The sequence below is a fragment of the Streptomyces sp. MMG1533 genome, assembly GCF_001279775.1.
Taxonomy (GTDB): domain Bacteria; phylum Actinomycetota; class Actinomycetes; order Streptomycetales; family Streptomycetaceae; genus Streptomyces.
Genome location: NZ_LGDG01000213.1, coordinates 109,650 through 131,590 on the forward strand (window position 1 = coordinate 109,650; position 21,941 = coordinate 131,590).

Consider the following 21,941-nt stretch of genomic DNA (forward strand, 5'->3'; position numbering starts at 1 on the left):
CCCCTGAGGCAGGGCGGCTCGCCGATGTCCCGGAGGTGCACTGCCGGCGCTGCCCGACGCTGTCGTCAGCCGCTCACCACGTGACCGGGAGTGCCTCGGGCCCGCGGATCAACGCGCCCTTCCTGAAGGGGACTTCGTTCGGCGGCACGGCCAGCTTCAGCCCGGGCACGCGGTCCAGCAGCGCGTCGACCAGCAGCTCGTTCTCCAGCCGGGCGAGCATGTCGCCGGGGCAGCGGTGCGGGCCGAGGCCGAAGGACACGTGCGGGTTCGGGCTGCGGGAGAAGTCGATCGTCTCCGGGTAGGGGAAGACGTCCGGATCACGGTTCGCGGACAGGTACGACACGTAGATCGCGTCGCCCGCCCGGATCAGTACGCCCCTGACCCCCACGTCCTCCATGGCGATCCGGGACAGCCCGACCGCGGTGCGGTGCGGGATGTAGCGCAGCAGTTCGTCGATGGCCTGCGGGCGGATCTCCGGCTCCGAGCGCAGCCGTTCGGCCAGGTCCGGGCGGGTCAGCAGGATGTAGAACATCTGGCCGCTGTTGTTGGTGACCGCGTCGCCGCCGATCTGGAGCAGCACCGCGAGAGAGGCCGCCTCCTGCGGCGTCACCTCGCCACGGCCCACGGCGGCGCCCAGCAGCGAGGTGACGTCCTCACCGGTGCTGCCTTCCCTGAGGGCGATGAGGTCGGCGAAGTAGGCGCCCATCTCGTTCTTCGCCTTCTCGCTGACCTGGGTGTCGTGCGAGGAGGACAGGATCAGCTCGGTCCAGGTGTGCATGCCGTGCCGGTCCGCCGCCGGGACACCCATCAACTCGCAGATCACGGCGATGGGGAAGGGGCTGAGGACCGTGGCGCAGAGGTCGGTCGGCGGGCCGTCCTGGAGCAGCTCGTCGACCAGTTCGTCCAGCATCCGGCGGGACGTCTCGCGGATCCGCTCCAGGCCCTTCGCCGTGAACGCGGCGTCGATCGAGCGGCGCAGCCGGGTGTGGTCCGGCGGATCCAGCAAGCCGACCGCGCCACGGTCCGGGACGAAGTGCGGGGCGAGCCGGGTGACCTCGCGGTCCATGACGGCCTCGCGGCTGAACCGGGGGTCGTCGGTCACCATGCGTACGTCCTCGTAGCGGGTGACCAGCCAGGCCCAGCCCTCGCCGTCGGGCAGCTGGATGCGGGTGAGGGGGCCCTCGCGCATCAGCTCGGTCAGGACCGGGTCGAAGTCCACGCCGGACAGGTCGAGCGCGGGCCAGTGCCGGATCGGGGGAAGCGTCTCGGTGATGGTCTCTTCCGTCATGCTGTGATCACAGCCGTCCTGTCGTCCGACCGCTGCCGCGGCCCAGAAGTCCACACTCGGGAACGGACACCACCGAGGGTCTGCACGAAGTCGCCATGAACCGTGTCTGCTTTCGCCTCGGAGAGTGGTTCAGTCCACGATCACCCGAGGGGGCGACGATCTCGCGCGGGAGTACTCCGTATCGGGGATCCCGAGACGCCGCGGGAGGCGATCGCTATCCGGTCTGCCCGCTGCTGTGCGCAATGCACGCCACATCGATACGATCCGCCAGCTTGGCCAACTCGATGGTCAACGCAGCCACCGTGTCCTCGTCGAGCCCGTCCTCCCCGGCCTCGACAAGATGCAGCCACCGACCGCCCACCGTCCGCAACAACTTACTGACATCGGCGGCAGCCACCTGCAAGGTCCCGCGGTCGTCGACGATCAGAGGCAGAGTCACTTCGCGGTTCACAAAGGGGATCGTAGCCGCGGAAGCCTCACGCTCCGTGCCATACGGTGGTGATGTTGCAGAACTCCCGGATTCCGTGCCCGGACAGCTCACGCCCGTACCCGGACCGCTTCACCCCGCCGAACGGGAACGCCGGGTGGGACGCCGTCATCCCGTTGACATACACGCCCCCCGCCTCCAGGTCCCGTACAAAACGGTCGACCTCGGTCTCGTCCCGCGTCCACACGTTGGAACTCAGCCCGAACGGCGAGTCGTTGGCGATCAGCACGGCCTCGTCCAGGTCGGCGGCCCGGTACAGCGTGGCGACCGGCCCGAACGCCTCCTCGCGGTGGATCCGCATCTCGCGGTCGATGCCGGCCAGGACGGTCGGTGGGTAGTACCAGCCGGGCCCGTCGGGCCGCTCGCCCCCGCACAGCACGGTCGCGCCACTGCGCTTCGCGTCGTCGACCAGCTCCTCCAGATCGGCCCGCCCCTGCTCGCTCGCCAGCGGCCCGACCTCCGTCTCGTCCTCCAGCGGATCGCCGACCGTCAGTGCCTTCATGCCTTCGACGAACCGCTCGGCGAACGCGTCGTACACGTCCGTGTGCACGATGAACCGCTTGGCGGCGATGCACGACTGCCCGTTGTTCTGCACGCGTGCGGTGACCGCGATCCGGGCGGCGCGGTCGATGTCCGCGGACGGCATCACGACATAAGGGTCACTGCCGCCCAGTTCCAGGACCGTCTTCTTGATCATTTCTCCGGCGGTGGAGGCGACCGCCCGTCCGGCGGGCTCGCTGCCGGTGAGGGTGGCCGCCTTGACGCGGTCGTCGCGCAGGATCTCGTCGACCGCACCGGAGCCGATGAGCAGGGTCTGGAAGGTGCCCTCGGTGAAGCCCGCGCGGTGGAAGAGGTCCTCCAGGTAGAGGGCGGTCTGCGGGACGTTGGAGGCGTGCTTGAGGAGGCCCACGTTTCCCGCCATCAGCGCCGGGGCCGCGAAACGGACCACCTGCCACAGGGGGAAGTTCCACGGCATCACCGCGAGCACCGGACCCAGCGGCCGGTAGCGGACCAGGGCGCGGGAGGCACCGGAGTCCTTCACGTCGGCGGCGTCGGGCTCCTCGTCGGCGAGGAGTTCCGCCGCGTGGTCGGCGTACCAGTGCATCGCCTTCGCACACTTCGCGGCCTCCGCGCGGGCCTGCTTGACCGGCTTGCCCATCTCGGTGGTCATCACACGGGCGATGTCCTGCTGGTCCTCGTCGAGGAGGTCGGCGGCCCGGTGCAGGAGACGGGCACGCTCGGTGAAGGTCGTCGTCCGGTATGTGCGGAACGTGGCCTGCGCGAGCTGGAGCCGGCGCTCGATCTCCTCCTCGCCCATGGCCTCGTACGTCTTGAGTGTCTCGCCGTTCGCCGGGTTGACCGTTGCGATGGGCATGGCTGACCTCCCTGGGGACGGGCTGTGTTCTCGACCTTCCCGCGCGGCGGTGGGGACCGCAACGCGTGCGCAGCCGTATTGATTTGTTCGCCTGCGGGGCTACGGCTCACGACTCAGGCCGAGTGCTCCGCCAACCGGTCGAGAAACACCGCCTGCGCCTTGACGATCACGGCCCGCGCGCGATCCAGGTCGAACCACTGCACGCGGTCCACCTCGGGAAACTCCCGGGTCTGCCCGGACTTCGGCGGCCACTCCATCCGGAAGGTCCCCGGGGTGACGGCCGCCGGATCGAGGTCCGCCTCGATCGCCCACGCCGTGACGACCTTGCCGCCCGTCTGCCGGACCTCGCCGAGCGCTACGGCCTCGCCGTCCGGCGGCGGCAGCCCCAGCTCCTCCTGGAACTCACGGCGGGCCGCGTCCCAGGCGGTCTCCTCGGGGTCGTACTCGCCCTTCGGCACGGTCCACGCCCCGGCGTCGCGGCGCGCGAAGAAGGGCCCGCCCATGTGGCCGAGCAGCACCTCCGGCCCGTGGTCGGTGCGGCGGAACAGCAGCAGGCCCGCGCTGCGCCTGCCGGTCACGGTGCCACCTCCGGATGGGCTGCCAGCAGCGTCTCCACCGTGTCCGCGTCCTGGGGGCGCTTGTCCTCGCGGTAGCGGACCACGCGGGCGAAGCGGAGGGTGACGCCGGCCGGGTAGCGCGTGGACTTCTGCAGACCGTCGTAGGCGATCTCGACGACGAGTTCGGGGCGTACGGTCACCACGTGGCCTTCGGTGTCCACCGCCAGCTCCTGGAGCCGCCCGGTCTGCCAGGTCAGCATCGCGTCGGTCATGCCCTTGAAGGTCTTGCCGAGCATCGCGAAGGAGCCGTCCGCGGTGCGGGCGCCGAGGTGCAGGTTGGAGAGCTTGCCGGTGCGGCGGCCGTGGCCCCACTCGGCGGCCAGGACCACCAGGTCGAGGGTGTGGACGGGCTTGACCTTCAGCCAGGACGCGCCGCGCCGGCCCGCGCTGTAGGGGGCGTCGAGGGACTTCACGACGACACCCTCGTGGCCGCGCTTCAGGGTCTCGGCGAGGAACTCCCCGGCCGCGTGCACGTCCTCCGGGCCCGACACCAGTGTCCGGCGCACCCGCATCGGCTCGGGCACCAGCCGGGCCAGCTCCGCGTGCCGTTCGGCGAACGGCAGGTCGAGCAGGTCGCGGTCGTCGACGCGGAGGGCGTCGAAGAAGACGGGGGAGACCGGGACGGCCTCGGCGGCCGTCGTCACGTCCACGCGGGAGCCGACCCGGCCGGCGGTCTCCTGGAAGGAGCGGGGGCGGCCCGCCGCGCCGAAGGCGATGACCTCGCCGTCCAGGATGAAGTGGTCGCCCCTCAACTCCAGGGCCGCCGAGGCCAGTTCGGGCAGGCGGTCGGTGATGTCGTCGAGGGTGCGGGTGTACAGCCGTACGGCACTGCCGTCGCGGTGGACCTGGACGCGGATGCCGTCCAGCTTCTCCTCGACCGCGCAGGGGCCCAGCTTCTCGACCGCCTCGGCCACCGAGGAGGCGCTGTGCGCCAGCATCGGCAGGACCGGGCGTCCGACGGTCAGCCGGAAGCGGTCCAGGGCGTTCGGGCCGTCCGCGAGCAGGGCCTCGGCCACCGTCTGGAGGGAGCCCGCGAGCATCACGGCCCGCCGTACGTCCGCCGGTGGAGCCTCCGTCGCCCGGGCGAGGCCCTCGATCGCGACCGCGTCGAGCGCGCCCTGTCGCACCTCGCCGCTGATCAGCCCCAGCAGGAACCGCTGCTCGTCCTCCGTGGCCGCGCCCATCAGCTCACCGACCAGCCGGGTCCGCTCGGCCTGCGAGCCGGCGCCCGAGACCTTGCCCAGCACGCTCAGCAGGGCGTCCACCTCGCGCACGGTCAGGGTCGGCTCGGCGGCCGGGGCGACCGGGCGGCTGAGCACCTTCCAGCCGACGCCCAGCCGTCCCTGGGGCAGGCGTCCCGCCAGATACGGGATGACGATCGGCACGTCCGACGCCTCGGCGTCCCGGAAGAGCTCGGCGAGGAGCGCGATCTTCCGGGAGCGCGCCGAGGTCGCGGCGACCTCCTGGGACACACGGGCCAGCCGGGTCAGCAGCATGCAGCCATGGTGCACCTCAGGCGGGCGCTCTACACCCGGACGGCCGCGTCGAGGTCCGTCATCAGCAGCTCGCCGTTGATCGTCGCGGCGGCTCGGTAGCCGCCGGCCGCCGCGTTGACGACCTGCTCCGCGAAGCCCGTCGCGTTACCCGCCGACCACACGCCGGGCACGGTCGTCAGACCCGTCTCGTCGACCACGGGGTACGCGCCGAACGGGGTCTCGCGCAGCTTTGCACCGAGGCGTCGCAGCAGGTCGGTCTGCGGGACGGCCCGGGGCGCCACGAACAGCACCTCCCGGTCGTGGGTGGTGCCGTCCGTGAGGCGGACCCCGGTGAGCCGGTCGTCCTCGACCGTCACGTCCGCGACCTCGCCGGGCACCACCTTGACGCCGGCCGCGGCGAGCCTGCGCAGGTCGTCGTCCGACAGTTCTTCTTCGGCGACCTCGTGCAGGAAGAAGGTCACGTCCTTCGACCACCGGGACACGATCAACGCCTGGTGCACGCTCATCGGGGTGGTGGCGAGCACACCGAACGCCCGGTCGCGGACCTCCCAGCCGTGGCAGTACGGGCAGTGCAGCACGTCCCGCCCGAACCGTTCGGCGAGGCCCTCGACCTGCGGCAGCTCGTCCCTGAGTCCGGTGGCGATCACCAGGCGACGGGCGCGCACGGTTCGGCCGCCCGCCAGGAACACGGTGAAGTCCCCGTCCCGCCCGACGTCCACCACCCGGTCCCGGACGAGCTCCACCCCGTACCGCGCGATCTCCTCCCGTCCGACGGCCAGGAACTCGGCGGGCGGCATGCCGTCCCGGGACAGATAGCCCTGCATGTGCGCGGCGGGCGCGTTGCGCGGCTCGCCCGCGTCGACCACCAGCGTGTGGCGCCGGGCCCGGCCCAGGACCAGCGCGGCGGACAGACCGGCCGCGCCGCCTCCGACGACGACCACTTCGTAGTTCTCGGTCATGGATGACCACCTCCACCGAGACAGTCGCTCTCCCGCTGCGACATTGACAAATGTGTTTGCCGAAACTGCAATGGATGTCATGAGTGACGACGACATGGACGAGGTCCTCGCCGAGGTCGGCCCGAGGCTGCGGCGGATCCGGAAGGATCGAGGGGGCACGCTGGCCGGGCTGTCCGAGGCGACCGGCATCTCGGTCAGCACGCTCTCCCGGCTGGAGTCGGGCCTGCGCAAGCCCAGCCTGGAGCTGCTGCTGCCGATCGCTCGGGCGCACGAGGTGGCGCTGGACGAACTGGTGGCGGCGCCGGCGGTGCGGGATCCGCGGGTGCGGGCCGCGCCGATCTCCCGGCACGGTCGCACCTACTGGCCGCTCACCCGCCAGCCCGGGGGGCTCCAGGCCTTCAAGGTGCTGGTGCCGCAGGGGAACGAGGAACCGGAGCCGCGGACCCACGAGGGCTACGAGTGGCTGTACGTGCTGGCGGGCCGGCTCCGGCTGGTGCTGGGCGGGCATGATGCCGTCCTGACGGCCGGTGAGGCCGTCGAGTTCGACACCCGGGTGCCGCACTGGTTCGGGTCGACGGGGGAGGGGCCCGCGGAGTTCCTCAGTCTGTTCGGGCCGCAGGGGGAGCGGATGCACGTTCGGGCGCGGCCCAAGCGGTCGTGACGCACATGACTGTTCCCTGATCGGCAAGCGACCGCTTAGTATGCGAGGGACCCCGGTCAGACGAAGCAGTCCCGTGGAGGCCCCGCATGCAGGCATGGCAAGTGCACGAGAACGGCGAGCCGGGCGAGGTGATGCGCCTGGAGGACGTGGCGCGGCCCACGCCCGGCGACGGCCAGGTCCTGCTGAAGGTGCGTGCCGCGAACATCAACTTCCCGGACGTGCTCATGGTCCGGGGCCACTACCAGGTCAGGCCGCCGCTGCCGTTCACGCCGGGCGTGGAGATCTGCGGCGAGACCGAGGACGGGCGGCGGGTCATCGCCAACCCCGCGCTGCCGTACGGCGGTTTCGCCGAGTACGCCGTCGCGGACGCCGCCGCTCTGCTGTCCGCCCCGGACTCGCTGGACGACGCCGAGGCCGCCGCCCTGCACATCGGCTACCAGACGGGCTGGTTCGGTCTGCACCGGCGGGCCCGTCTGGAAGCCGGCGAGACGCTGCTCGTCCACGCTGCCGCAGGAGGGGTCGGCAGCGCGGCCGTGCAGCTCGGGAAGGCGGCCGGAGCGAGGGTGATCGGTGTCGTCGGCGGCGCCGACAAGGCCGTCGTCGCCCGGGAGCTGGGCTGTGACGTGGTGATCGACCGGCGGAGCGAGGAGGTTGTCGCCGCCGTGAAGGAGGCCACCGGCGGCCGGGGTGCCGACGTGATCTACGACCCGGTCGGCGGCGAGGCCTACACCCAGTCGACCAAGGTCGTGGCCTTCGAGGGCCGGATCGTCGTCGTCGGCTTCGCGAGCGGCACGATCCCCAGCCCGTCGCTCAACCACGCCCTGGTGAAGAACTACTCGGTCCTCGGCCTGCACTGGGGCCTGTACAACACCAAGAACCCGAAACTGGTCCAGCACTGCCACGAACAGCTCACCGAGCTGGCCGCCCGGGGCGCGATCAAGCCGCTGGTGAGCGAGCGCGTGCCGCTGGACGGGGCCGCTGCGGCCGTGCAGCGGGTCGCGGACGGTGTCACCACCGGCCGGGTCACCGTCGTCCCCGGCCTCACCGAAGGAGGCGCGGCATGACCGACGCAGCCGAACTCAAGCGCCGTACCGCCAAGTTGCTCGCCGCGTACCCGCCTGCGACCACCGACCGGACGGACTTCCTGAAGGCCCGCTTCGACGCCGGTCTGGCGTGGGTGCACTACCCGGAGGGCCTCGGCGGACTCGGTGCCCCGCGCTCCCTCCAGGCCGTCGTGGACGCCGAACTGGAGGCCGCGGGCGCCCCCGACAACGACCCGCGCCGGATCGGCATCGGTCTGGGCATGGCCGCTCCGACGATCCTCGGCTACGGCACGGAGGAGCAGAAGCAGCGGTATCTGCGGCCCCTGTGGGTGGGGGAGGAGGTCTGGTGCCAGCTGTTCAGCGAGCCCGGCGCCGGATCCGACCTGGCCGCGCTTCGTACGCGTGCGGTCCGTGAGGGCGACGACTGGGTCGTCAACGGGCAGAAGGTGTGGACCTCCAGCGCGCATCTCGCCCGCTGGGCCATCCTCATCGCCCGCACCGACCCGGACGTGCCCAAGCACCGGGGCATCACGTACTTCATCTGCGACATGACCGACCCGGGCGTCGAAGTCCGGCCGCTGCGCCAGATCACCGGTGAGGCGGAGTTCAACGAGGTCTTCCTCACCGACGTCCGTATCCCCGACTCCCGTCGGCTCGGCGACGTCGGTGACGGCTGGCGGGTCGCGCAGACCACGCTGAACAACGAACGTGTCGCCATCGGCGGCATGCGGCTGCCCCGCGAGGGCGGCATGATCGGCCCGGTCGCCAAGACCTGGCGCGAGCGCCCCGAACTGCGCACCCACGACCTCCACCAGCGTCTGCTCAAGCTCTGGGTGGAGGCCGAGGTCGCCCGCCTCACCGGCGAGCGGCTGCGCCAGCAACTCGTCGCGGGACAGCCCGGCCCCGAGGGCTCCGGCATGAAGCTCGCGTTCGCCCGCCTCAACCAGGAGATCAGCGGCCTGGAGGTCGAACTCCTCGGCGAGGAGGGTCTGTTGTACGAAGACTGGACCATGCGCCGACCGGAGCTGGTCGACTTCACCGGCCGCGACGCCGGTTACCGCTACCTCCGTTCCAAGGGCAACAGCATCGAGGGCGGGACCACGGAGGTCCTGCTGAACATCGTCGCCGAGCGCGTCCTGGGCCTGCCCAGCGAGCCGCGCACCGACAAGGACGTCGCCTGGAAGGACCTCGCTCGATGACCGACCTGTTGTACTCGGAGGAGGAAGAGGCGCTGCGCGCCGCCGTCCGCGACCTGCTCACGGACCACTGCGACGCGGCGGGGGTGATCGTGCGGACCGAGTCCGACGCGCCGCACGACCGCTCGCTGTGGAAGGCGCTCGCCGACGGCATGGGCCTCGCCGGGCTCCTGGTGCCCGAGGCGCAGGGCGGCCAGGGCGCCTCGCACCGCGAAGCCGCTGTCGTCCTGGAGGAGTTGGGGCGGGCGGTTGCCCCCGTGCCCTACCTGACCAGTGCCGTGGTCGCCACCGAGGCGCTGCTGGCCTGCGAGGCAGACGACCTGCTGGCCGACCTGGCGTCCGGCCGGCGGATCGGCGCCCTGGCCGTCGCCCTGAACGTCGCTCCGGGCGGCGCCTACCAGACCGTACGGCTGGAAGACGGCACCCTGCACGGGAAGCTGACCGGCATCGCGGACGCGGCGGCGGCCGACGTGCTGCTCGTCCCCGTCGGGGACGGCGGGCTGTACGCGGTCGACGCGGACGCCGTGTCCATCACCCCGCAGGTGTCGCTGGACCTGACCCGGCCGCTCGCGACCGTCACCCTCGACGGGGCCGCCGCCCGTCGGATCGGGGACGCCGAACCCGCCGTACGACGTGCCCTGCGCGCCGGAGCGGGGCTGCTCGCCTCCGAGCAACTCGGGCTCGCCGACTGGGCGTTGACGGAGACCGTCCGGTATCTCAAGGACCGCAAGCAGTTCAACCGGCCCGTCGGCGGCTTCCAGGCCCTCAAGCACCGGCTCGCCCAACTCTGGCTGGAGGTCGTCAACCTGCGGGCCGCCGCACGGGGCGCGGCGGACGCGCTCGCGACCGGCGAGGACGCGGACCTGGCGGTCTCCGTCGCGCAGGCGTACGCCGGCTCCGTCGCCGTGCACGCGGCCGAGGAGGCCGTGCAGTTGCACGGCGGTATCGGGATGACCTGGGAGCACCCGGCGCACCTGTATCTGAAGCGGTCCAAGGCCGACTCGATCGCGTACGGGACTGCGGGCGCGCACCGGGAGGCGGTGGCCGAACTCGTCGGCCTCCAGGCTCCCTGACGTTCACCGGAAGAAGCCGACGAAAAGCCCGCCCCACCTGGGGCGGGCTTTTTCGTGCGCCCCGCTGCGCCGAAATGAACGGACAGCGGCAGTCCGGCCAACTCCTCTCCTGGCACTGCTCCTTGGGCCCTTCAGGAACGCATACTCTCTGCGGTCCGGTAAGGCCTACCAGGGAGGCAGAGCATGGCCCTCACCACCCGTCGCAGAGCCCTCACCACCCTCGGCGCCGCCCTCGCGGGCACGGTCGCCCTGCCCGCCACCAGTGCGCTGGCCGGCGAACAGAAGCACGGCCCGCGGCCGTTGTGGCGCGCCCACGCCCACAACGACTACGAGCACCCGCGCCCCCTCCTCGACGCCCTCGACCACCGCTTCAGCAGCGTCGAGGCGGACATCTACCTCGTCGGCGACCAGCTCCTCGTCGCCCACGACCCGGTCGACCTCGACCCGAACCGCACCCTCGAATCCCTCTACCTGGACCCCCTCGCCGCGCGCGTCCGGGCCAACCACGGTTCCGTGTACCGGGGTTACCGCAAGCCCCTGCAACTCCTCGTCGACATCAAGACCGAGGGCTCGTCGACGTACCTCGAACTCGACCGGCATCTCAGGCGCTACAAGCACCTGTTCACGACGTACGCCCACGGCCGCGTCCTCCCTGGCCCGGTCACCGCCGTGATCTCCGGCGACCGCGCCGCCCGTACGCCCATGGAGGCCCAGACCGTCCGGCGCGCGTTCTACGACGGCCGGCTCGCCGACCTCGGCACCTCGGCGCCGGCCTCCTTCGTCCCGCTGATCAGCGACAACTGGACGCTCAACTTCACCTGGCTGGGCGTGGGCGCCTTCCCGGACGCCGAACGCCAGAAACTGCGGACCATCGTGCGGACGGCGCACTCGCGCGGACAGCGGGTCAGGTTCTGGGCCACCCCGGACCTGGCCGGCCCCGCCCGGGACGCGTTGTGGGCCGAACTGCTGGCCGCCGGCGTCGACCACCTCAACACCGACGACCTCGCTGGGCTGGAAGCCTTCCTGGACGCCCGCCAATAGGCACAGACTTCACCCGTTCGGAGGGCAGGTCAGCCGCCCGGACGAAGCCTCCGCTACGCCACACTTGCGGCCTAACGCCGCGAATCGGGCGTGGCGGAGGAGGTTGACGATGGCGATTTCCATCTCTGTGGTGATGCTGCTGCTGATCCTGGCGGTGATCTTCGTGCGCAGCGGCGGGCTGAAGATCTCGCACGCGCTGGTGTGCCTGCTGCTCGGCTTCTATCTGGCCGGCACGAGCATCGCGCCCACCATCAGGAGCGGCGTCACGGCGACCGCGGGCATCGTCAGCGGTCTGAGACCCTGAGACCTACCCCTGCGAGAAGATGCCGACGCCGTTCGGAACGGGGCGTTCCGCGCCTCCGGAAGGGTGGTTCCGTACGGTGACGGCGGTGGCGCCCGGATCGCGGGCGACCAGGGTCGTCGACCCGCCGCCGTCCAGGCCGAAGCCGTGGACCGCACCCAACCCCCGCAGGGTGTCAGCCACTTCGGCGATGGTCAGGCCGGAGCGGTACTCCGCTGCCCCGTCCAGTGCGAGCAGCAGCAGGCGCCGTCCGCCGTCCGCGATACCCACGGCGGTGCGTACGGCCGACGTCGTGTCGTCCAGGCCCGGCAGCGGCCGACCGTACCTCAGGACCGGGAAGCCGCCGAGCGCGAAGCGGTACGGGGTCTGCGACACCGACGCCACCAGCCGGTGCCGTACCTTCACCGCCTCGCCCGTGGACAGTTTCCGCAGCTGCTGGGCGCCCGCCTCCCGGCCGACGAGCACCGTGGTGCCAGGGGCGATGGCCCCGCTGCCCGGCCGGTCCACGGCCGACACGACCCGTCCGTCGCGGACCGTCACCTCGTAGGTGTCCGTGCTGCACGGAGCGGCCCGGTCGGTGTCCGTGCCGCAGGTCGCCCGGACCCGGGAGGCGCTGCCCCAGTCCGAGGTGAACGCCCCGACGGATCCGACCGGCAGCGCGTACTGGTTCAGCCCGCCGAGCGGCAGCCGCTCCTCGGGCGTGCGGACCGAGCCGATCAGGGCCAGCCCGCCGATCCGGGCCCGGCGGTCGACGCCCACCCCCATCACGTCCCTGGTGCTGGTGCCGGGTGGCAGTGCCGGACCGAAGCGCTGGCCGTCCGGGACCGCCGACTTGAGGGCGCGGCCCTTCGCGATCGCCGGTCCCACGCTCGCGCCGGTGGCCTCCACGCCCGGGTGCTGGGTCTCGGTGATGTTGAAGAAGTCGCCGTTGACGCCCGCCACGGCGCCCTCGGAATCGGCCAGCCCGGAGACCGTGGCCCGCGCGGCCACCGCTCCCGGATACAGCAGGTCCACGCGTACGCGCGGATCGCGCAGGTCGACGGTCACCACATGGGCGTGCGCCATTCCCCTGGCCGCCGGGATGTCGAACTGCTCGTACACGACACCCGCCGCGATCCGGGTCCGCTCCTGCACGGCGCCGGCCGGTGCAGCCCCCAGCAGGGTCGCACCGGCCAGCGTGCCGAGTGCCGTGAGTAACGTCAGTGCCGATCTGCCCGCTGCGAACCGTCCTTGACGATGCGTCACAGTCCTCCCTGAGGTCTCGTCAACTGTCCCAGGACTCAGGGGAGGTGCACCAGACGGAGACGGCCGCTCGGGTGGCTATGTGCCGACGACCCGCGAACGGATGAGGAAACGCACCCCCTCGGGCGCCTCCAGCGAGAACCCGCTGCCCCGGCCCTCGACGACGTCCACGATCAGCCGGGTGTGGCTCCACACCTCGTACTGGCTCCGCGACATCCAGAACGTCACCGGCTCCTCGACCCCGGCGACGTCCAGCTCCGCGAGCAGCACGTCGGAGCCGCCGGTGCGGAACTCGCCGGCCGGGTAGCACATGGGGGCGCTGCCGTCACAGCAGCCGCCGGACTGGTGGAACATCAGCGGACCGTGCGTCTCGCGCAGCCGCCGCAGCAGGTCGGCGGCGGCGGGGGTGAGCTGGACGCGAGGGACCTCGTCGTAGTCGGGGGTTGCGGATTCTTCGGGCATGGTCGGTGAGTGGAGCACGGCGAAGGTTGCGAGAGGGTTGCGGGTCAGCCGCCGTACGGGGTGAAGTGGGCCGGCGTGTGGTCGATCGGCAGGTCGGGGCGCCAGGCGGTGAGGCCCTGGGCGCTGCACACGAACAGGTTTTCCGGCAGCCGGTCCAGGGGGAACCAGCGCCAGTCGCCGACGCGTTCGCCGGGCTGGTCGCCGGCCTCTCCGCGCCACGCCGTCACACGGGCGGCCACGGTGACCCGTACGACACCGTCGACGTGGTCGAGGAGCGTGCCCAGAAGCCGTACGTCGGCCGGACGGGCGTCGATCCCCGTCTCCTCACAAAGCTCCCTCACCACCGTCTCCTGGAGCGACTCGCCGGGTTCCACCGTGCCGCCCGGCAGCTCCCAGGTGCCCCGGCGATGGCGGCCCAGGAGCAGGCCGCGAGGACCGTGCAGGATGGCGCCGGCACCGATCGCGGCGTGCGGGAGGGGCGGCCGGGAGGAGCGGGGGCGGGAGGAGACCCGGACCGGGCGGGTCGCCCGGAAGACCCGGTAGGAGGCCTGGTTGTCCTCGTCCGGCGCGTCGAGGACCTCGATCCGCTCGACGCGCAGCCCGTGCTCGGCGAGCAGGTCCGACCAGAGCTCCGGGGCGAGCACCCACATCCGCACGGTCGTCTCGCCGCCGCCGGCGAGAGGCAGGATCTCGGGCCGGGACGTGACGACGGACGAGGGACCGTCGCCGCGAGAGTTGGTGTGGAGCACGGTGAAACACAGCGTCCCGCCGGGCTTGAGCGCACCGGCCAGGGCGGGCAGCAGCCGACGGGGATCGATGTACGGCACGGCGTTGAGGGAGTAGACGACGTCGTACGGTTCGCAGGCCCGCAGGTGCTCGACGGCGTCGGCCTGGACCAGTCGCAGGCCGGACAACGAGCCGTAGCGGGCTCGGGCCCGTTCGCACTGGCTCGGCGAGGAGTCGACCGCGTCCACGAAGGCGCCGTGGGCCCGGACGAGATGCGCGGCGTGCCGGGCGGGGCCGCATCCGAGGTCCAGGACACGCCGGTCCGACAGCTCGCCGAGGATCTCGTCCCCCGGCCCGGTGCCCCAAAAGCCCCAGTCGATCCGCTCCACCTCCGGCAATACGGTGCCGCGCCGCAGGTGGTGGATCCCGTACGCGTCCCACGCGTCGGCGTTGACCGACTCGGCCGCGTCGGAGTCGAGCCAGTGCGCGCCCGTCACGCGACGGCCGTACCCGTGAGGATCCGCACGTCCAGCTCGGTCACCGAGGCGGCGGTGAGCCGGGCCGTGAACTCCCTTCGCAGTCTCTCGACGGCGGCGGGGTCGAGGCCGTGGAGCAGGGCTCGGGTGCCGCTTCCCACGACCAGGCCCCACGCCGTGTCGGGTGTCAGCGCAACGGCGAGCCGCCGCGGCTCGACACGCGCGGCGGTGAGACCGAGGCCCTCCAGCCAGGCGGCGAGCGTGTCGGCGGTCTCGATGCGGGCGAGCCGGGCCGTCGTCGGAGAGTCCGGCCAGGCGCGCTCGGTCTCCACCGCGCCCCTCAGCGCCTGCCACCAGTCGGTGAGGGCCCCTTTCTCCCACACGGTCACGGCGAGCCGCCCGCCGGGACGCAGCAGGCGGACCAGTGCCGCGGTGCTGCGGTCCATGTCGGGGAGGAAGAACACCCCGAGCGCGCACTGCACCAGGTCGTAGCCGCCGTCGGGAGCGGGCCAGGCCGTGATGTCGTGACGGTGGAAGCGGACATTCCGCAGCCCCTCCTGCCGGGCCCGGTCGGCGGCGATGTCCAACAGCGCCCCGGACAGGTCGACCCCGTCGACCGCGCCCGCCGGGCCGACGGCACGCGCGGCGGGCAACGCGGAGGCACCGGCCCCGCAACAGGCGTCCAGCACCCGCTCCCCGGGACCGGGCGCGGCGGTGGCGGCCGTCGCCTCCCCGACCGGATCCCACAGCAGCGGCGACCAGCGGTGGAACTCCTCGGACCCCGCGCTGAACACGTCTGCGACGGTCGTCCCGGTCTGCTGCTGCGGTCCGGTCATGAGGGCGTCCTCCCCTGGTCGGCTTACAGGCGGCCTCCCACGGTGACGAAGCCGGGGGCATTGGCCGCCGTGGCGTTGTCGTAGACCACGTAGCCGGTGGACTTCTTCCAGATCTCGATACGGAAGGTGTCCGGGCCGTCCGTGGCGGTGACACGGAAACCGTAGCCAGCCGTGCCGTTGACCGTGCCGGATCCCTGGTAAACGGCTCGGTTTCCGGTGACCACCAGCCAGTCGGAGCCGGTGGAGCGGAACGCCAGCCGGGCGGCGCCGAAGTCGAAGCTCGCGTTCCCGGAGGGGACGGTGGCGCCCTTCTTGTACTCGGCCCCGAAGGAGAACCCGGCCGGGCCGGTCAGGGTGGGCTTGGCCGGGTAGGCGCCGGCCGGCGAGGAGATGATGCCGACGCCCGCGATGGGACCGGCCGCACGGTCGTAGACGATCAGTTCGGGGAGCTCGGTGGTGTCCGAGCCGCCGTCGTCGTCGGTGACGGTGATCTCCGGGCGCTGGATGCCCGCCTTGGCGTAGGCATGGGTGGCCTCGCAGCGGGAGCCGGTGATCTTGCCGGCGGTCGGTGCGGTGCCGTCCTTCCAGTCGACCCGGCAGGTCTGGGTGTCTGCCGTGCCCAGGTCGGTGAAGTCCGCCGTGACCACCGCGCCCTGGCCGGCCGCAACCGGCTTCGGGCCCGCGGCCGCCGTGATCACCGGGGCCGCGTTGGCGACCGTGACGGTGAGCGAGTCGCTGCTGCGGCCGCCGGTCAGGGTGACCTTGTAAGTGCCGTCGTCGGCGCAGGTGAGGGCCGTGAGGATGGCACCGGGGTCGGAGAAGGTGCAGGGTGCTCCGTCCTCCACCGTCCACTTGGGGCCGCCGGCGCCGGAGAGGGTGCCGGTGAGGGAGATCGCGCTGCCCTCCGTGCCGCTCGCGTTCGGACCCGCGTGGACGATGGTGACCGGGTCGATGCTCGTCAGGGTCGGGACGACCTTCTTGATCAGGCCGTCGGTGTCGAACTCCAGCTTGTCGATGGTGGTTTCGCGGTTCGTGCCGTCACCGCCGGGGATGGCGAAGCGGTGGTAGGCGATGTACCAGTCGTCGGTGCCAGGGACGTGGACCACGGAGTGGTGGCCGGTGCCCTTGATGCCGAGGCTCAGCCGCTTCTCCAGGATCACACCCTGCTTGGTCCAGGGGCCCAGGGGCGAGGATCCGGTCGCGTAGGCGACGCGGTAGTTCTCGTCCCGGGTGTCGTTCTCCGACCACATGAAGTAGTAGGTGCCCTTGCGCTTGATGACGAAGGAGCCCTCGTTGTAGCCGCTCGGGGTGATGTCCTTGATCTTCGAGGTGTCGAGGGACGTCATGTCGTCGTTCAGCGGGACGACGTAGGCGCGGCCGTTGCCGAAGTAGAGGTACGACGTGCCGTCGTCGTCCGTGAAGACCGCCGGGTCGATCATCTGGCCGGTCAACTGACCCGCCTTGAGCAGCGGTTGGCCGAGAGGATCCTTGAACGGACCGGTCGGCGAGTCGGAGACCGCGACGCCGATGTTGGCGTCGGCGCTGAAGTAGAAGTAGTACTTCCCGTTCTTCTCGGCGATCGTCGGCGCCCAGGCCCTGCTGTCGGCCCAGCTGACGTCCGGTCCCAGGTCGAGGATGACGCCGTGGTCCTTCCAGTGGACCAGGTCGGTGGAGGAGTACGCCTTGAACTGCGTGCCGCTCCAGCCCGGGAAGCCGTCGGTGGTCGGGTAGATGTAGAAGGTGTCGCCGAACCTGACGATGTTCGGGTCGGCGTTGAGCCCCGGCAGGACCGGGCTCTTCATCTCCAGTGCCGTGACCGTCCAGGTGCGCTTGGCGCCGTCCGAGCCGGTCACCTCGTACGTCACCGGCTCGGTGAAGTCGTGCAGCGTGCCGGAGGCGGGGCTGATGGACGCGCCGTGGGCCAGGGTGAACTCCGGCGCCAGGGCGGTGAGATCGCTGCCCTCGGCCAGCGGGAGGGTGATCCTGCTGTCCGTGTCGTCGACGATCGCGTCGACCTTCAGCGCGGGGTGGGTCGCCGCGGCGATGCCCGTGGTGTTGCCGCTGAGCTCCAGGACCTCGGTGCTCGACAGGGCCCGGTTGTAGATCCGGAAGTCGTCGACCTCGCCGCCGAAGTAGGGGTCCGGGGAGTACAGGGACTTGCCGATGTAGCCGGAGTAGCCCTTGGAGGAGTCGTAGAGCTCGGACGGCTTGATGGTGACCCCGGTGGCCCGGGCTGCCTCGATGCCGTTCACGTAGAGGACCGCGGTCTCGGTCGCGCTGTCCACGGTGACGGTGACGTGCTGCCACTCACCGGGGGTGAGCCGGGAGCCCGCCGTCATCTGCTTCTCGCCCGACCAGGTGGCCTTCGTGATCGCGGAGAAGAGCTTGCCGCCGCCGTTGGAGGGGGAGGCGAAGAGGTACTTGTTGCTGTCGGGACCCAGTCCGAAGAGCCACTGGAAGTTGTCCCCGCCGTTCCACTTCACGTGGGTGGAGACGGTGACGCTGTCGGCGTCCTTCAGAACGCCGTTGGGGATCCTGACGTACGGCGAGGTGGTGGAGCTGCTGGAACCGCCGGACATCTTGAACGAGCCGCCGTCCACCCCGGTGCCGAAGTCGGGGGTGCGCACGTAGGTGCCGTGGTAGCCGTGGCCGCTGGAGTCGCGGGCGATGTTGCCGCCGGTCTCGTCGAAGTCGTAGTCGAGGAGCAGGTCGGCCGGTACCTTCGGGCCTTCCACCGAGACGGTGACCTCGGCCTTCACCTTGAGCGCGGCGCCGTCGGGCAGGCTGCCCGTCACCGTGAAGCTGCCGGCCTGCGCGTACGCCGAGGCCGGGACGTCGTCCCAGGTGACGGAGACGGGCCGCTTGACACCGTCGGCGTAGTCGGCGATCACGGTGGCCGGCAGGACCGGGGCGTCACCGATGCCCGTCGTCACGGAGACGTCCTCGACGGACTCGACGAGCTGGTCCGGCTGGTAGGCCCGCAGCAGCCGGTCGTACTCGGCCTGGGTGACCGGGAGTACGGTGCCGTGGCGGGGCTTGCTGGGCAGGTCGTAGGTGGTGGACGGGGTCCACTGGCCGGAGGCGAGATCCGTCGTCTCGAACGGGATGTAGCCGCGGCCGCCGAACTCGTCGAGGAACGCGTACCACTTCTCCTCGGTGTTGGACTTGAAGACCAGCGGTCCCTCGGCGGCGCTCATCGCCCCCTTGCCGATGCCCTCGGCCACGGCGTCGTAGGAGAGGTCGAGGATCGAGTCGCTCTTCTCCTCGAAGATGAACTTGCTGTTGGGGGTGGAGGAGGTGTTGTTCCGCTCGTCCTTGGACAAGCGGTAGTACATGCCGTCGTGCTTGATCATCGTGGAGTCGATGACCGAGTAGCCGCGGTCGATCCAGACCTTGGGCTCGCTGAAGGTGCGGAAGTCGCGGGTGGTGGCGTACATCATGCGGTTGTACGTGTCGCCGGAGTGCTCCGGGTTGCTGTACAGCTTCGACGCCCAGAAGACCACGTACTCGCCGAGCTTCTCGTCGTAGAAGGCTTCCGGCGCCCAGGTGTTGCCGGCCGAGTCGGGCGAGACCTTGACCAGGCGCTGGTCGGTCCAGTGCACCAGGTCGGTGGACTCCCAGACCATGATGGACTTGCTGCCGGTGCGCTGGGAGGCGTCCCAGTTGCCGTTGCCGTAGATCCGCAGGTCGGTGGCTATCTGGTAGAACTTGTCGCCCTCGGGGGAGCGGATGATGAACGGGTCGCGCAGGCCCTTCTCGCCGAGCGTGGACGTCAGGACGGGCTTGCCGTCGTTCAACTCCCGCCATTTCAGCGGGTCGTTGCCCTTGCTCAGCGCCGCGTAGAGCTGCTCCCCGTCCGCGGTGCCCTCGCCGGTGAAATAGCTGAACATGTAGCCCTTGAGGGCTTCCTTGGCGGGGAGCTCGGGCACCGTGGCCGTGAGGACGCGGGTCGCCTCGGCGTCGCCCTTGGTGACGGTCGCGGTCAGCTCGACGGTGGTGCCGCCGTCGCCGTGCGCGGGGCGGTGGACCACACCGTCGGCGGAGATGACGTCCGGCTTCGCGGAGGACCACGTGACGTCCGTGCCGTACACGCCGGTCGTCGGCAGAGTGATGTTGCCGCGCACGTCGTCGAGGTTGTGGACCGTCAGCGCCTCGGCGGCCTGCTTGGTGGCCGCGTCGTCGTCGAGCGCGGCGGGGACCGTGATGTCGAAGGTCTTGGTGTCGGTCACCGATCCCTTCTTCAGGGTCGCCGTCAGCGTCGCGTGGCCGTCCGGCTGACCGGCGGCGGGGCGGGTGACGGCCCCGGTGTCGGACACCACCGAGGGGGTGTCGCTGTTCCAGCTGATCGTGGAACCGCCCGCTGTGCCGGTGGCCGGCAGGGTCAGGTCCGCGACGACGGCGCTGGTGTCGCCCAGCGTGAGGGCGGCCTTGTCGTCGGCGACGCCCTGGGTGGCGACGGGGAGGGAGAGCTGCTCGACCTCCGAGCCGGCCAGCGCGCGCTGGTACACGCGGAAGTCGCGGATCTTGCCCTTGAAGAGCTTGTCGCCGGGGTACACGGACTTGCCGATGTAGTTGGCGGTGGTCGTGCCTGCGCCGATGGAACCGGGGGTGATGGTCACCGCCGTGTTGCGGGCCACCTCCACGCCGTCCTCGTAGAGCACACCGGTGGTGCCGGTCTGGGTGTAGGTGACCTGCTTCCACACGGCGCGGGTCATGGCGCGCGCGGGGGAGGGCTGGGTGTTCTGTTCCGTCGACCAGTTGCCGGAGGCGATGGAGGTCCGGAAGGTGTTGCCGGTGGTGAACAGGTAGCCGTTGCCGGCGGTGCCGCTCGTGTTGCCGAAGCCGTAGATGAAGTACGGGGTGGCCTGCGTGGAGTCGATCTTCACGTCCATCGAGACGGTGATCGAGTTCATGTCGCGCATGACGTTGTCCGGCACCTTGACGTAGGTGTCGGAACCGTTGAAGGAGAGTCCCTCGCCGGTGCCGGACCACGCGGCGGTGCCGTTGACGGTGCCCGTCCGGCCGTTGCCGGAGGCGTCGGCCACGGTGGTGCCGGAGGTGGCGTCGAGCTTGTACCAGAGGGCGAGGCCGTCGGTGATCTCCGCTGCCTGCACCGGAGCGGGGGCCCCGGCGAGGCCCAGGAACAGTGACGCGGCGGTCAGTCCGGCGAGTCGGCTCGCCCAACGTCTCGCGCGGTCGCGAAGTGGTGCGCTGTACGTCATGTGGAGTTCCCCTGCTGAGACACGATTGGGTGAAGGGGCCTCGGCCAGGGCGCCCCGCCGTTTCGGCTGTGTGACGTCGTGTTGCGAGAGTGTCAATCGGGGTGTGGTGCAGCGTCAAGAGTTTTCGAACGATGTCCGATGGGCCGAACGAACCTGATGGCGGCCGGATCTTGGGGGATGGTCCTCGGTCCGGGACTGAGGGGTGTCAGGCCGGGCGAACCAGGCCGGATTCGTAGGCGAACACCACGGCTTGGACGCGGGCGCGGGCACCGATCTTGCCGAGGATGTTGCTGACGTGGGACTTGACGGTGGTGGGGGCGATCGACAGTCGCGCGGCGATCTCCGCGTTGGACCAGCCGGAGGCGACGGCGACCAGCACATCGCGTTCGCGCTCGGTGAGGGCTTCGAGTCCGACCTCCCGCTCCACGAAGTGGCCGGGCCGCTGTTGACGTACGGCGTCGATGAGTGCACGGGTGAGGCCGGGTGTGATGACGGCGTCTCCGGTGGCGACGATGCGGACGGCCGCGGTCAGTTCGTCCGGCGTGGCGTCGTCGAGGAGGAATCCGCGGGCTCCGGCGCGCAGTGCTGCCGAGGCGTACTCGTCGAGGCCGGCGCTGGTCAGGGCGAGTACCTGCGGAGGGTTCCGCACGGCTCGGGCGGAGCCGGAGGGCTGGGGGAGCGAGGGGGCGCGGGTGATGCGGCGAATGGTCTCGATGCCGTCGGTGCCGGGTGTGCGGGCGTCCATCACGACGACGTCGGGGCGGAGTTCGGCGCTCAGGCGGACGGCCTCGAATCCGCCGGACGCCTCACCTACGACGGTCAGGTCGGGCTGGGCCGCGAGGAGCATCCGGAAGCCGAGGCGTTGCAGAGCCTGGTCGTGGACCACGAGTACGGAAGTCATGCCGGGCGTGCCCCTCTCGCCCCCCTGAACGAAACGGTTTCGTTCACACGGGAAGGCTAGCCCCGGCTCCTATCGAAACGGTATCGTTCTCGTTATGGCGTGGGTCACATTCCGGTGACGTCAGGTCCTGGATGTGGGCCGGATCGTCGTGGGTGCGCGACATCCCGGGGTGGAGGGTGCGGTGGGAGCGGTCGGCGGAACTGACCGGCCTGCCGGTGCTGCCTCCGTTGCCGGGTGTCTCGCGCGGGGCGGGGTGATCGGCGCAGGCCCGTCGGCGGCAGCGAGGCGAGACGAGGGAGGGCACCTGCTGTCGGCTACGGGGGCCGGATTCGAGGAGAGGCGTTCCATGAGGCTCGACCTGGTCGACCCGGAACTGCGCCGCAGCGTCGCGCGAATGCCGCGCCTGCCGATCCGCCGGACGTGGGGGCGGCGCCTGGTGCGCGCCCTGGTCCGTCGGCGCGGGCCGGGCGAGCCGGTCGAGACGGTCGACGCAAGAGACCTCGACGAGGCTCAGGGCATACGCCTGTACACCCCTGCCG

At 71.1% G+C, this 21,941-nt stretch carries 18 protein-coding genes; 6 read left to right on the forward strand and 12 right to left on the reverse strand.

Features of this window, described 5'->3' with window-relative positions:
* Positions 1 to 73 precede the first annotated feature (73 nt).
* The 6 genes from ADK57_RS21360 to ADK57_RS21385 form a co-directional block, all read right to left on the reverse strand.
* Positions 74 to 1,288, reverse strand: a complete 1,215-nt coding sequence (locus ADK57_RS21360; RefSeq protein ID WP_053751098.1) for a cytochrome P450 — start codon at positions 1,286 to 1,288, stop codon at positions 74 to 76.
* 214 nt (positions 1,289 to 1,502) lie between these two features.
* A complete protein-coding gene (locus ADK57_RS21365; RefSeq protein WP_053751099.1) occupies positions 1,503 to 1,739 on the reverse strand; it encodes a DUF6213 family protein in 237 nt (78 codons plus the stop codon).
* Positions 1,740 to 1,764: 25 nt separating this feature from the next.
* Entirely contained in the window at positions 1,765 to 3,150 is a 1,386-nt protein-coding gene (locus ADK57_RS21370; RefSeq protein WP_053751100.1) for an NADP-dependent succinic semialdehyde dehydrogenase, read from the reverse strand.
* Positions 3,151 to 3,263: 113 nt separating this feature from the next.
* Positions 3,264 to 3,728, reverse strand: coding sequence for an NUDIX domain-containing protein (locus ADK57_RS21375; protein WP_053751101.1), 465 nt, complete (start codon positions 3,726 to 3,728; stop codon positions 3,264 to 3,266).
* Complete coding sequence (locus ADK57_RS21380) at positions 3,725 to 5,263, reverse strand: ATP-dependent DNA ligase (protein WP_053751102.1); 1,539 nt, start codon at positions 5,261 to 5,263, stop codon at positions 3,725 to 3,727. The genes ADK57_RS21375 and ADK57_RS21380 overlap by 4 nt, the downstream gene beginning before the upstream one ends.
* A 29-nt stretch (positions 5,264 to 5,292) precedes the next feature.
* Positions 5,293 to 6,222, reverse strand: a complete 930-nt coding sequence (locus ADK57_RS21385) for an NAD(P)/FAD-dependent oxidoreductase (protein ID WP_053751103.1) — start codon at positions 6,220 to 6,222, stop codon at positions 5,293 to 5,295.
* Between the two features lie 70 nt (positions 6,223 to 6,292).
* Here ADK57_RS21385 and ADK57_RS21390 point away from each other — a divergent pair, with 70 nt between their 5' ends.
* The 6 genes from ADK57_RS21390 to ADK57_RS21415 all read left to right on the forward strand — a co-directional run bounded on the left by ADK57_RS21390 (position 6,293) and on the right by ADK57_RS21415 (position 11,540).
* Positions 6,293 to 6,883: a helix-turn-helix domain-containing protein gene (locus ADK57_RS21390; RefSeq protein ID WP_420711879.1), complete on the forward strand. Its 591-nt coding sequence runs from the start codon at positions 6,293 to 6,295 to the stop codon at positions 6,881 to 6,883.
* Positions 6,884 to 6,969: 86 nt separating this feature from the next.
* Positions 6,970 to 7,947: an NADPH:quinone oxidoreductase family protein gene (locus ADK57_RS21395; protein WP_053751104.1), complete on the forward strand. Its 978-nt coding sequence runs from the start codon at positions 6,970 to 6,972 to the stop codon at positions 7,945 to 7,947.
* The gene (locus ADK57_RS21400) at positions 7,944 to 9,125 is read left to right on the forward strand and encodes an acyl-CoA dehydrogenase family protein (protein ID WP_053751105.1); all 1,182 of its coding nucleotides are present in this window, start codon (positions 7,944 to 7,946) and stop codon (positions 9,123 to 9,125) included. The genes ADK57_RS21395 and ADK57_RS21400 overlap by 4 nt, the downstream gene beginning before the upstream one ends.
* The gene (locus ADK57_RS21405) at positions 9,122 to 10,195 is read left to right on the forward strand and encodes an acyl-CoA dehydrogenase family protein (protein WP_053751106.1); all 1,074 of its coding nucleotides are present in this window, start codon (positions 9,122 to 9,124) and stop codon (positions 10,193 to 10,195) included. Before ADK57_RS21400 ends, ADK57_RS21405 begins: the two co-directional genes overlap by 4 nt.
* Positions 10,196 to 10,378: 183 nt before the next feature.
* On the forward strand, positions 10,379 to 11,236 hold the full coding sequence (locus tag ADK57_RS21410; protein ID WP_053751107.1) for a phosphatidylinositol-specific phospholipase C/glycerophosphodiester phosphodiesterase family protein: 858 nt from the start codon (positions 10,379 to 10,381) through the stop codon (positions 11,234 to 11,236).
* Between the two features lie 109 nt (positions 11,237 to 11,345).
* Positions 11,346 to 11,540, forward strand: coding sequence for a hypothetical protein (locus tag ADK57_RS21415; RefSeq protein WP_053751108.1), 195 nt, complete (start codon positions 11,346 to 11,348; stop codon positions 11,538 to 11,540).
* A gap of 3 nt (positions 11,541 to 11,543) precedes the next feature.
* Here the strand turns inward: ADK57_RS21415 and ADK57_RS21420 are convergent, their stop codons facing one another.
* The 6 genes from ADK57_RS21420 to ADK57_RS21445 form a co-directional block, all read right to left on the reverse strand.
* Positions 11,544 to 12,782, reverse strand: a complete 1,239-nt coding sequence (locus tag ADK57_RS21420; RefSeq protein WP_053751109.1) for a phosphodiester glycosidase family protein — start codon at positions 12,780 to 12,782, stop codon at positions 11,544 to 11,546.
* Positions 12,783 to 12,857: 75 nt separating this feature from the next.
* Positions 12,858 to 13,241, reverse strand: coding sequence for a DUF779 domain-containing protein (locus ADK57_RS21425; RefSeq protein ID WP_053751110.1), 384 nt, complete (start codon positions 13,239 to 13,241; stop codon positions 12,858 to 12,860).
* 44 nt (positions 13,242 to 13,285) lie between these two features.
* Positions 13,286 to 14,464 carry a bifunctional class I SAM-dependent methyltransferase/NUDIX hydrolase gene (locus tag ADK57_RS21430; protein ID WP_053751111.1) on the reverse strand — a complete coding sequence of 393 codons (1,179 nt, stop codon included), beginning with the start codon at positions 14,462 to 14,464 and terminating at the stop codon, positions 13,286 to 13,288.
* Positions 14,461 to 15,279 carry a class I SAM-dependent methyltransferase gene (locus ADK57_RS21435; protein ID WP_053751112.1) on the reverse strand — a complete coding sequence of 273 codons (819 nt, stop codon included), beginning with the start codon at positions 15,277 to 15,279 and terminating at the stop codon, positions 14,461 to 14,463. The genes ADK57_RS21430 and ADK57_RS21435 overlap by 4 nt, the downstream gene beginning before the upstream one ends.
* A gap of 23 nt (positions 15,280 to 15,302) precedes the next feature.
* Entirely contained in the window at positions 15,303 to 20,501 is a 5,199-nt protein-coding gene (locus ADK57_RS21440; RefSeq protein WP_053751113.1) for a family 43 glycosylhydrolase, read from the reverse strand.
* Positions 20,502 to 20,706: 205 nt separating this feature from the next.
* Complete coding sequence (locus ADK57_RS21445; protein WP_053751114.1) at positions 20,707 to 21,402, reverse strand: LuxR C-terminal-related transcriptional regulator; 696 nt, start codon at positions 21,400 to 21,402, stop codon at positions 20,707 to 20,709.
* Positions 21,403 to 21,941: the final 539 nt, after the last annotated feature.

Excerpts from the sequence above, each read along its gene's own strand:
- ADK57_RS21425 (WP_053751110.1), bottom strand. The coding sequence starts at position 13,241 with ATGCCCGAAGAATCCGCAACCCCCGACTACGACGAGGTCCCTCGCGTC.
- ADK57_RS21395 (WP_053751104.1), top strand. The coding sequence starts at position 6,970 with ATGCAGGCATGGCAAGTGCACGAGAACGGCGAGCCGGGCGAGGTGATG.
- ADK57_RS21435 (WP_053751112.1), bottom strand. The coding sequence starts at position 15,279 with ATGACCGGACCGCAGCAGCAGACCGGGACGACCGTCGCAGACGTGTTC.
- ADK57_RS21410 (WP_053751107.1), top strand. The coding sequence starts at position 10,379 with ATGGCCCTCACCACCCGTCGCAGAGCCCTCACCACCCTCGGCGCCGCC.
- ADK57_RS21385 (WP_053751103.1), bottom strand. The coding sequence starts at position 6,222 with ATGACCGAGAACTACGAAGTGGTCGTCGTCGGAGGCGGCGCGGCCGGT.
- ADK57_RS21390 (WP_420711879.1), top strand. The coding sequence starts at position 6,293 with ATGGATGTCATGAGTGACGACGACATGGACGAGGTCCTCGCCGAGGTC.
- ADK57_RS21380 (WP_053751102.1), bottom strand. The coding sequence starts at position 5,263 with ATGCTGCTGACCCGGCTGGCCCGTGTGTCCCAGGAGGTCGCCGCGACC.
- ADK57_RS21370 (WP_053751100.1), bottom strand. The coding sequence starts at position 3,150 with ATGCCCATCGCAACGGTCAACCCGGCGAACGGCGAGACACTCAAGACG.
- ADK57_RS21400 (WP_053751105.1), top strand. The coding sequence starts at position 7,944 with ATGACCGACGCAGCCGAACTCAAGCGCCGTACCGCCAAGTTGCTCGCC.
- ADK57_RS21405 (WP_053751106.1), top strand. The coding sequence starts at position 9,122 with ATGACCGACCTGTTGTACTCGGAGGAGGAAGAGGCGCTGCGCGCCGCC.
- ADK57_RS21445 (WP_053751114.1), bottom strand. The coding sequence starts at position 21,402 with ATGACTTCCGTACTCGTGGTCCACGACCAGGCTCTGCAACGCCTCGGC.
- ADK57_RS21360 (WP_053751098.1), bottom strand. The coding sequence starts at position 1,288 with ATGACGGAAGAGACCATCACCGAGACGCTTCCCCCGATCCGGCACTGG.
- ADK57_RS21415 (WP_053751108.1), top strand. The coding sequence starts at position 11,346 with ATGGCGATTTCCATCTCTGTGGTGATGCTGCTGCTGATCCTGGCGGTG.
- ADK57_RS21440 (WP_053751113.1), bottom strand. The coding sequence starts at position 20,501 with ATGACGTACAGCGCACCACTTCGCGACCGCGCGAGACGTTGGGCGAGC.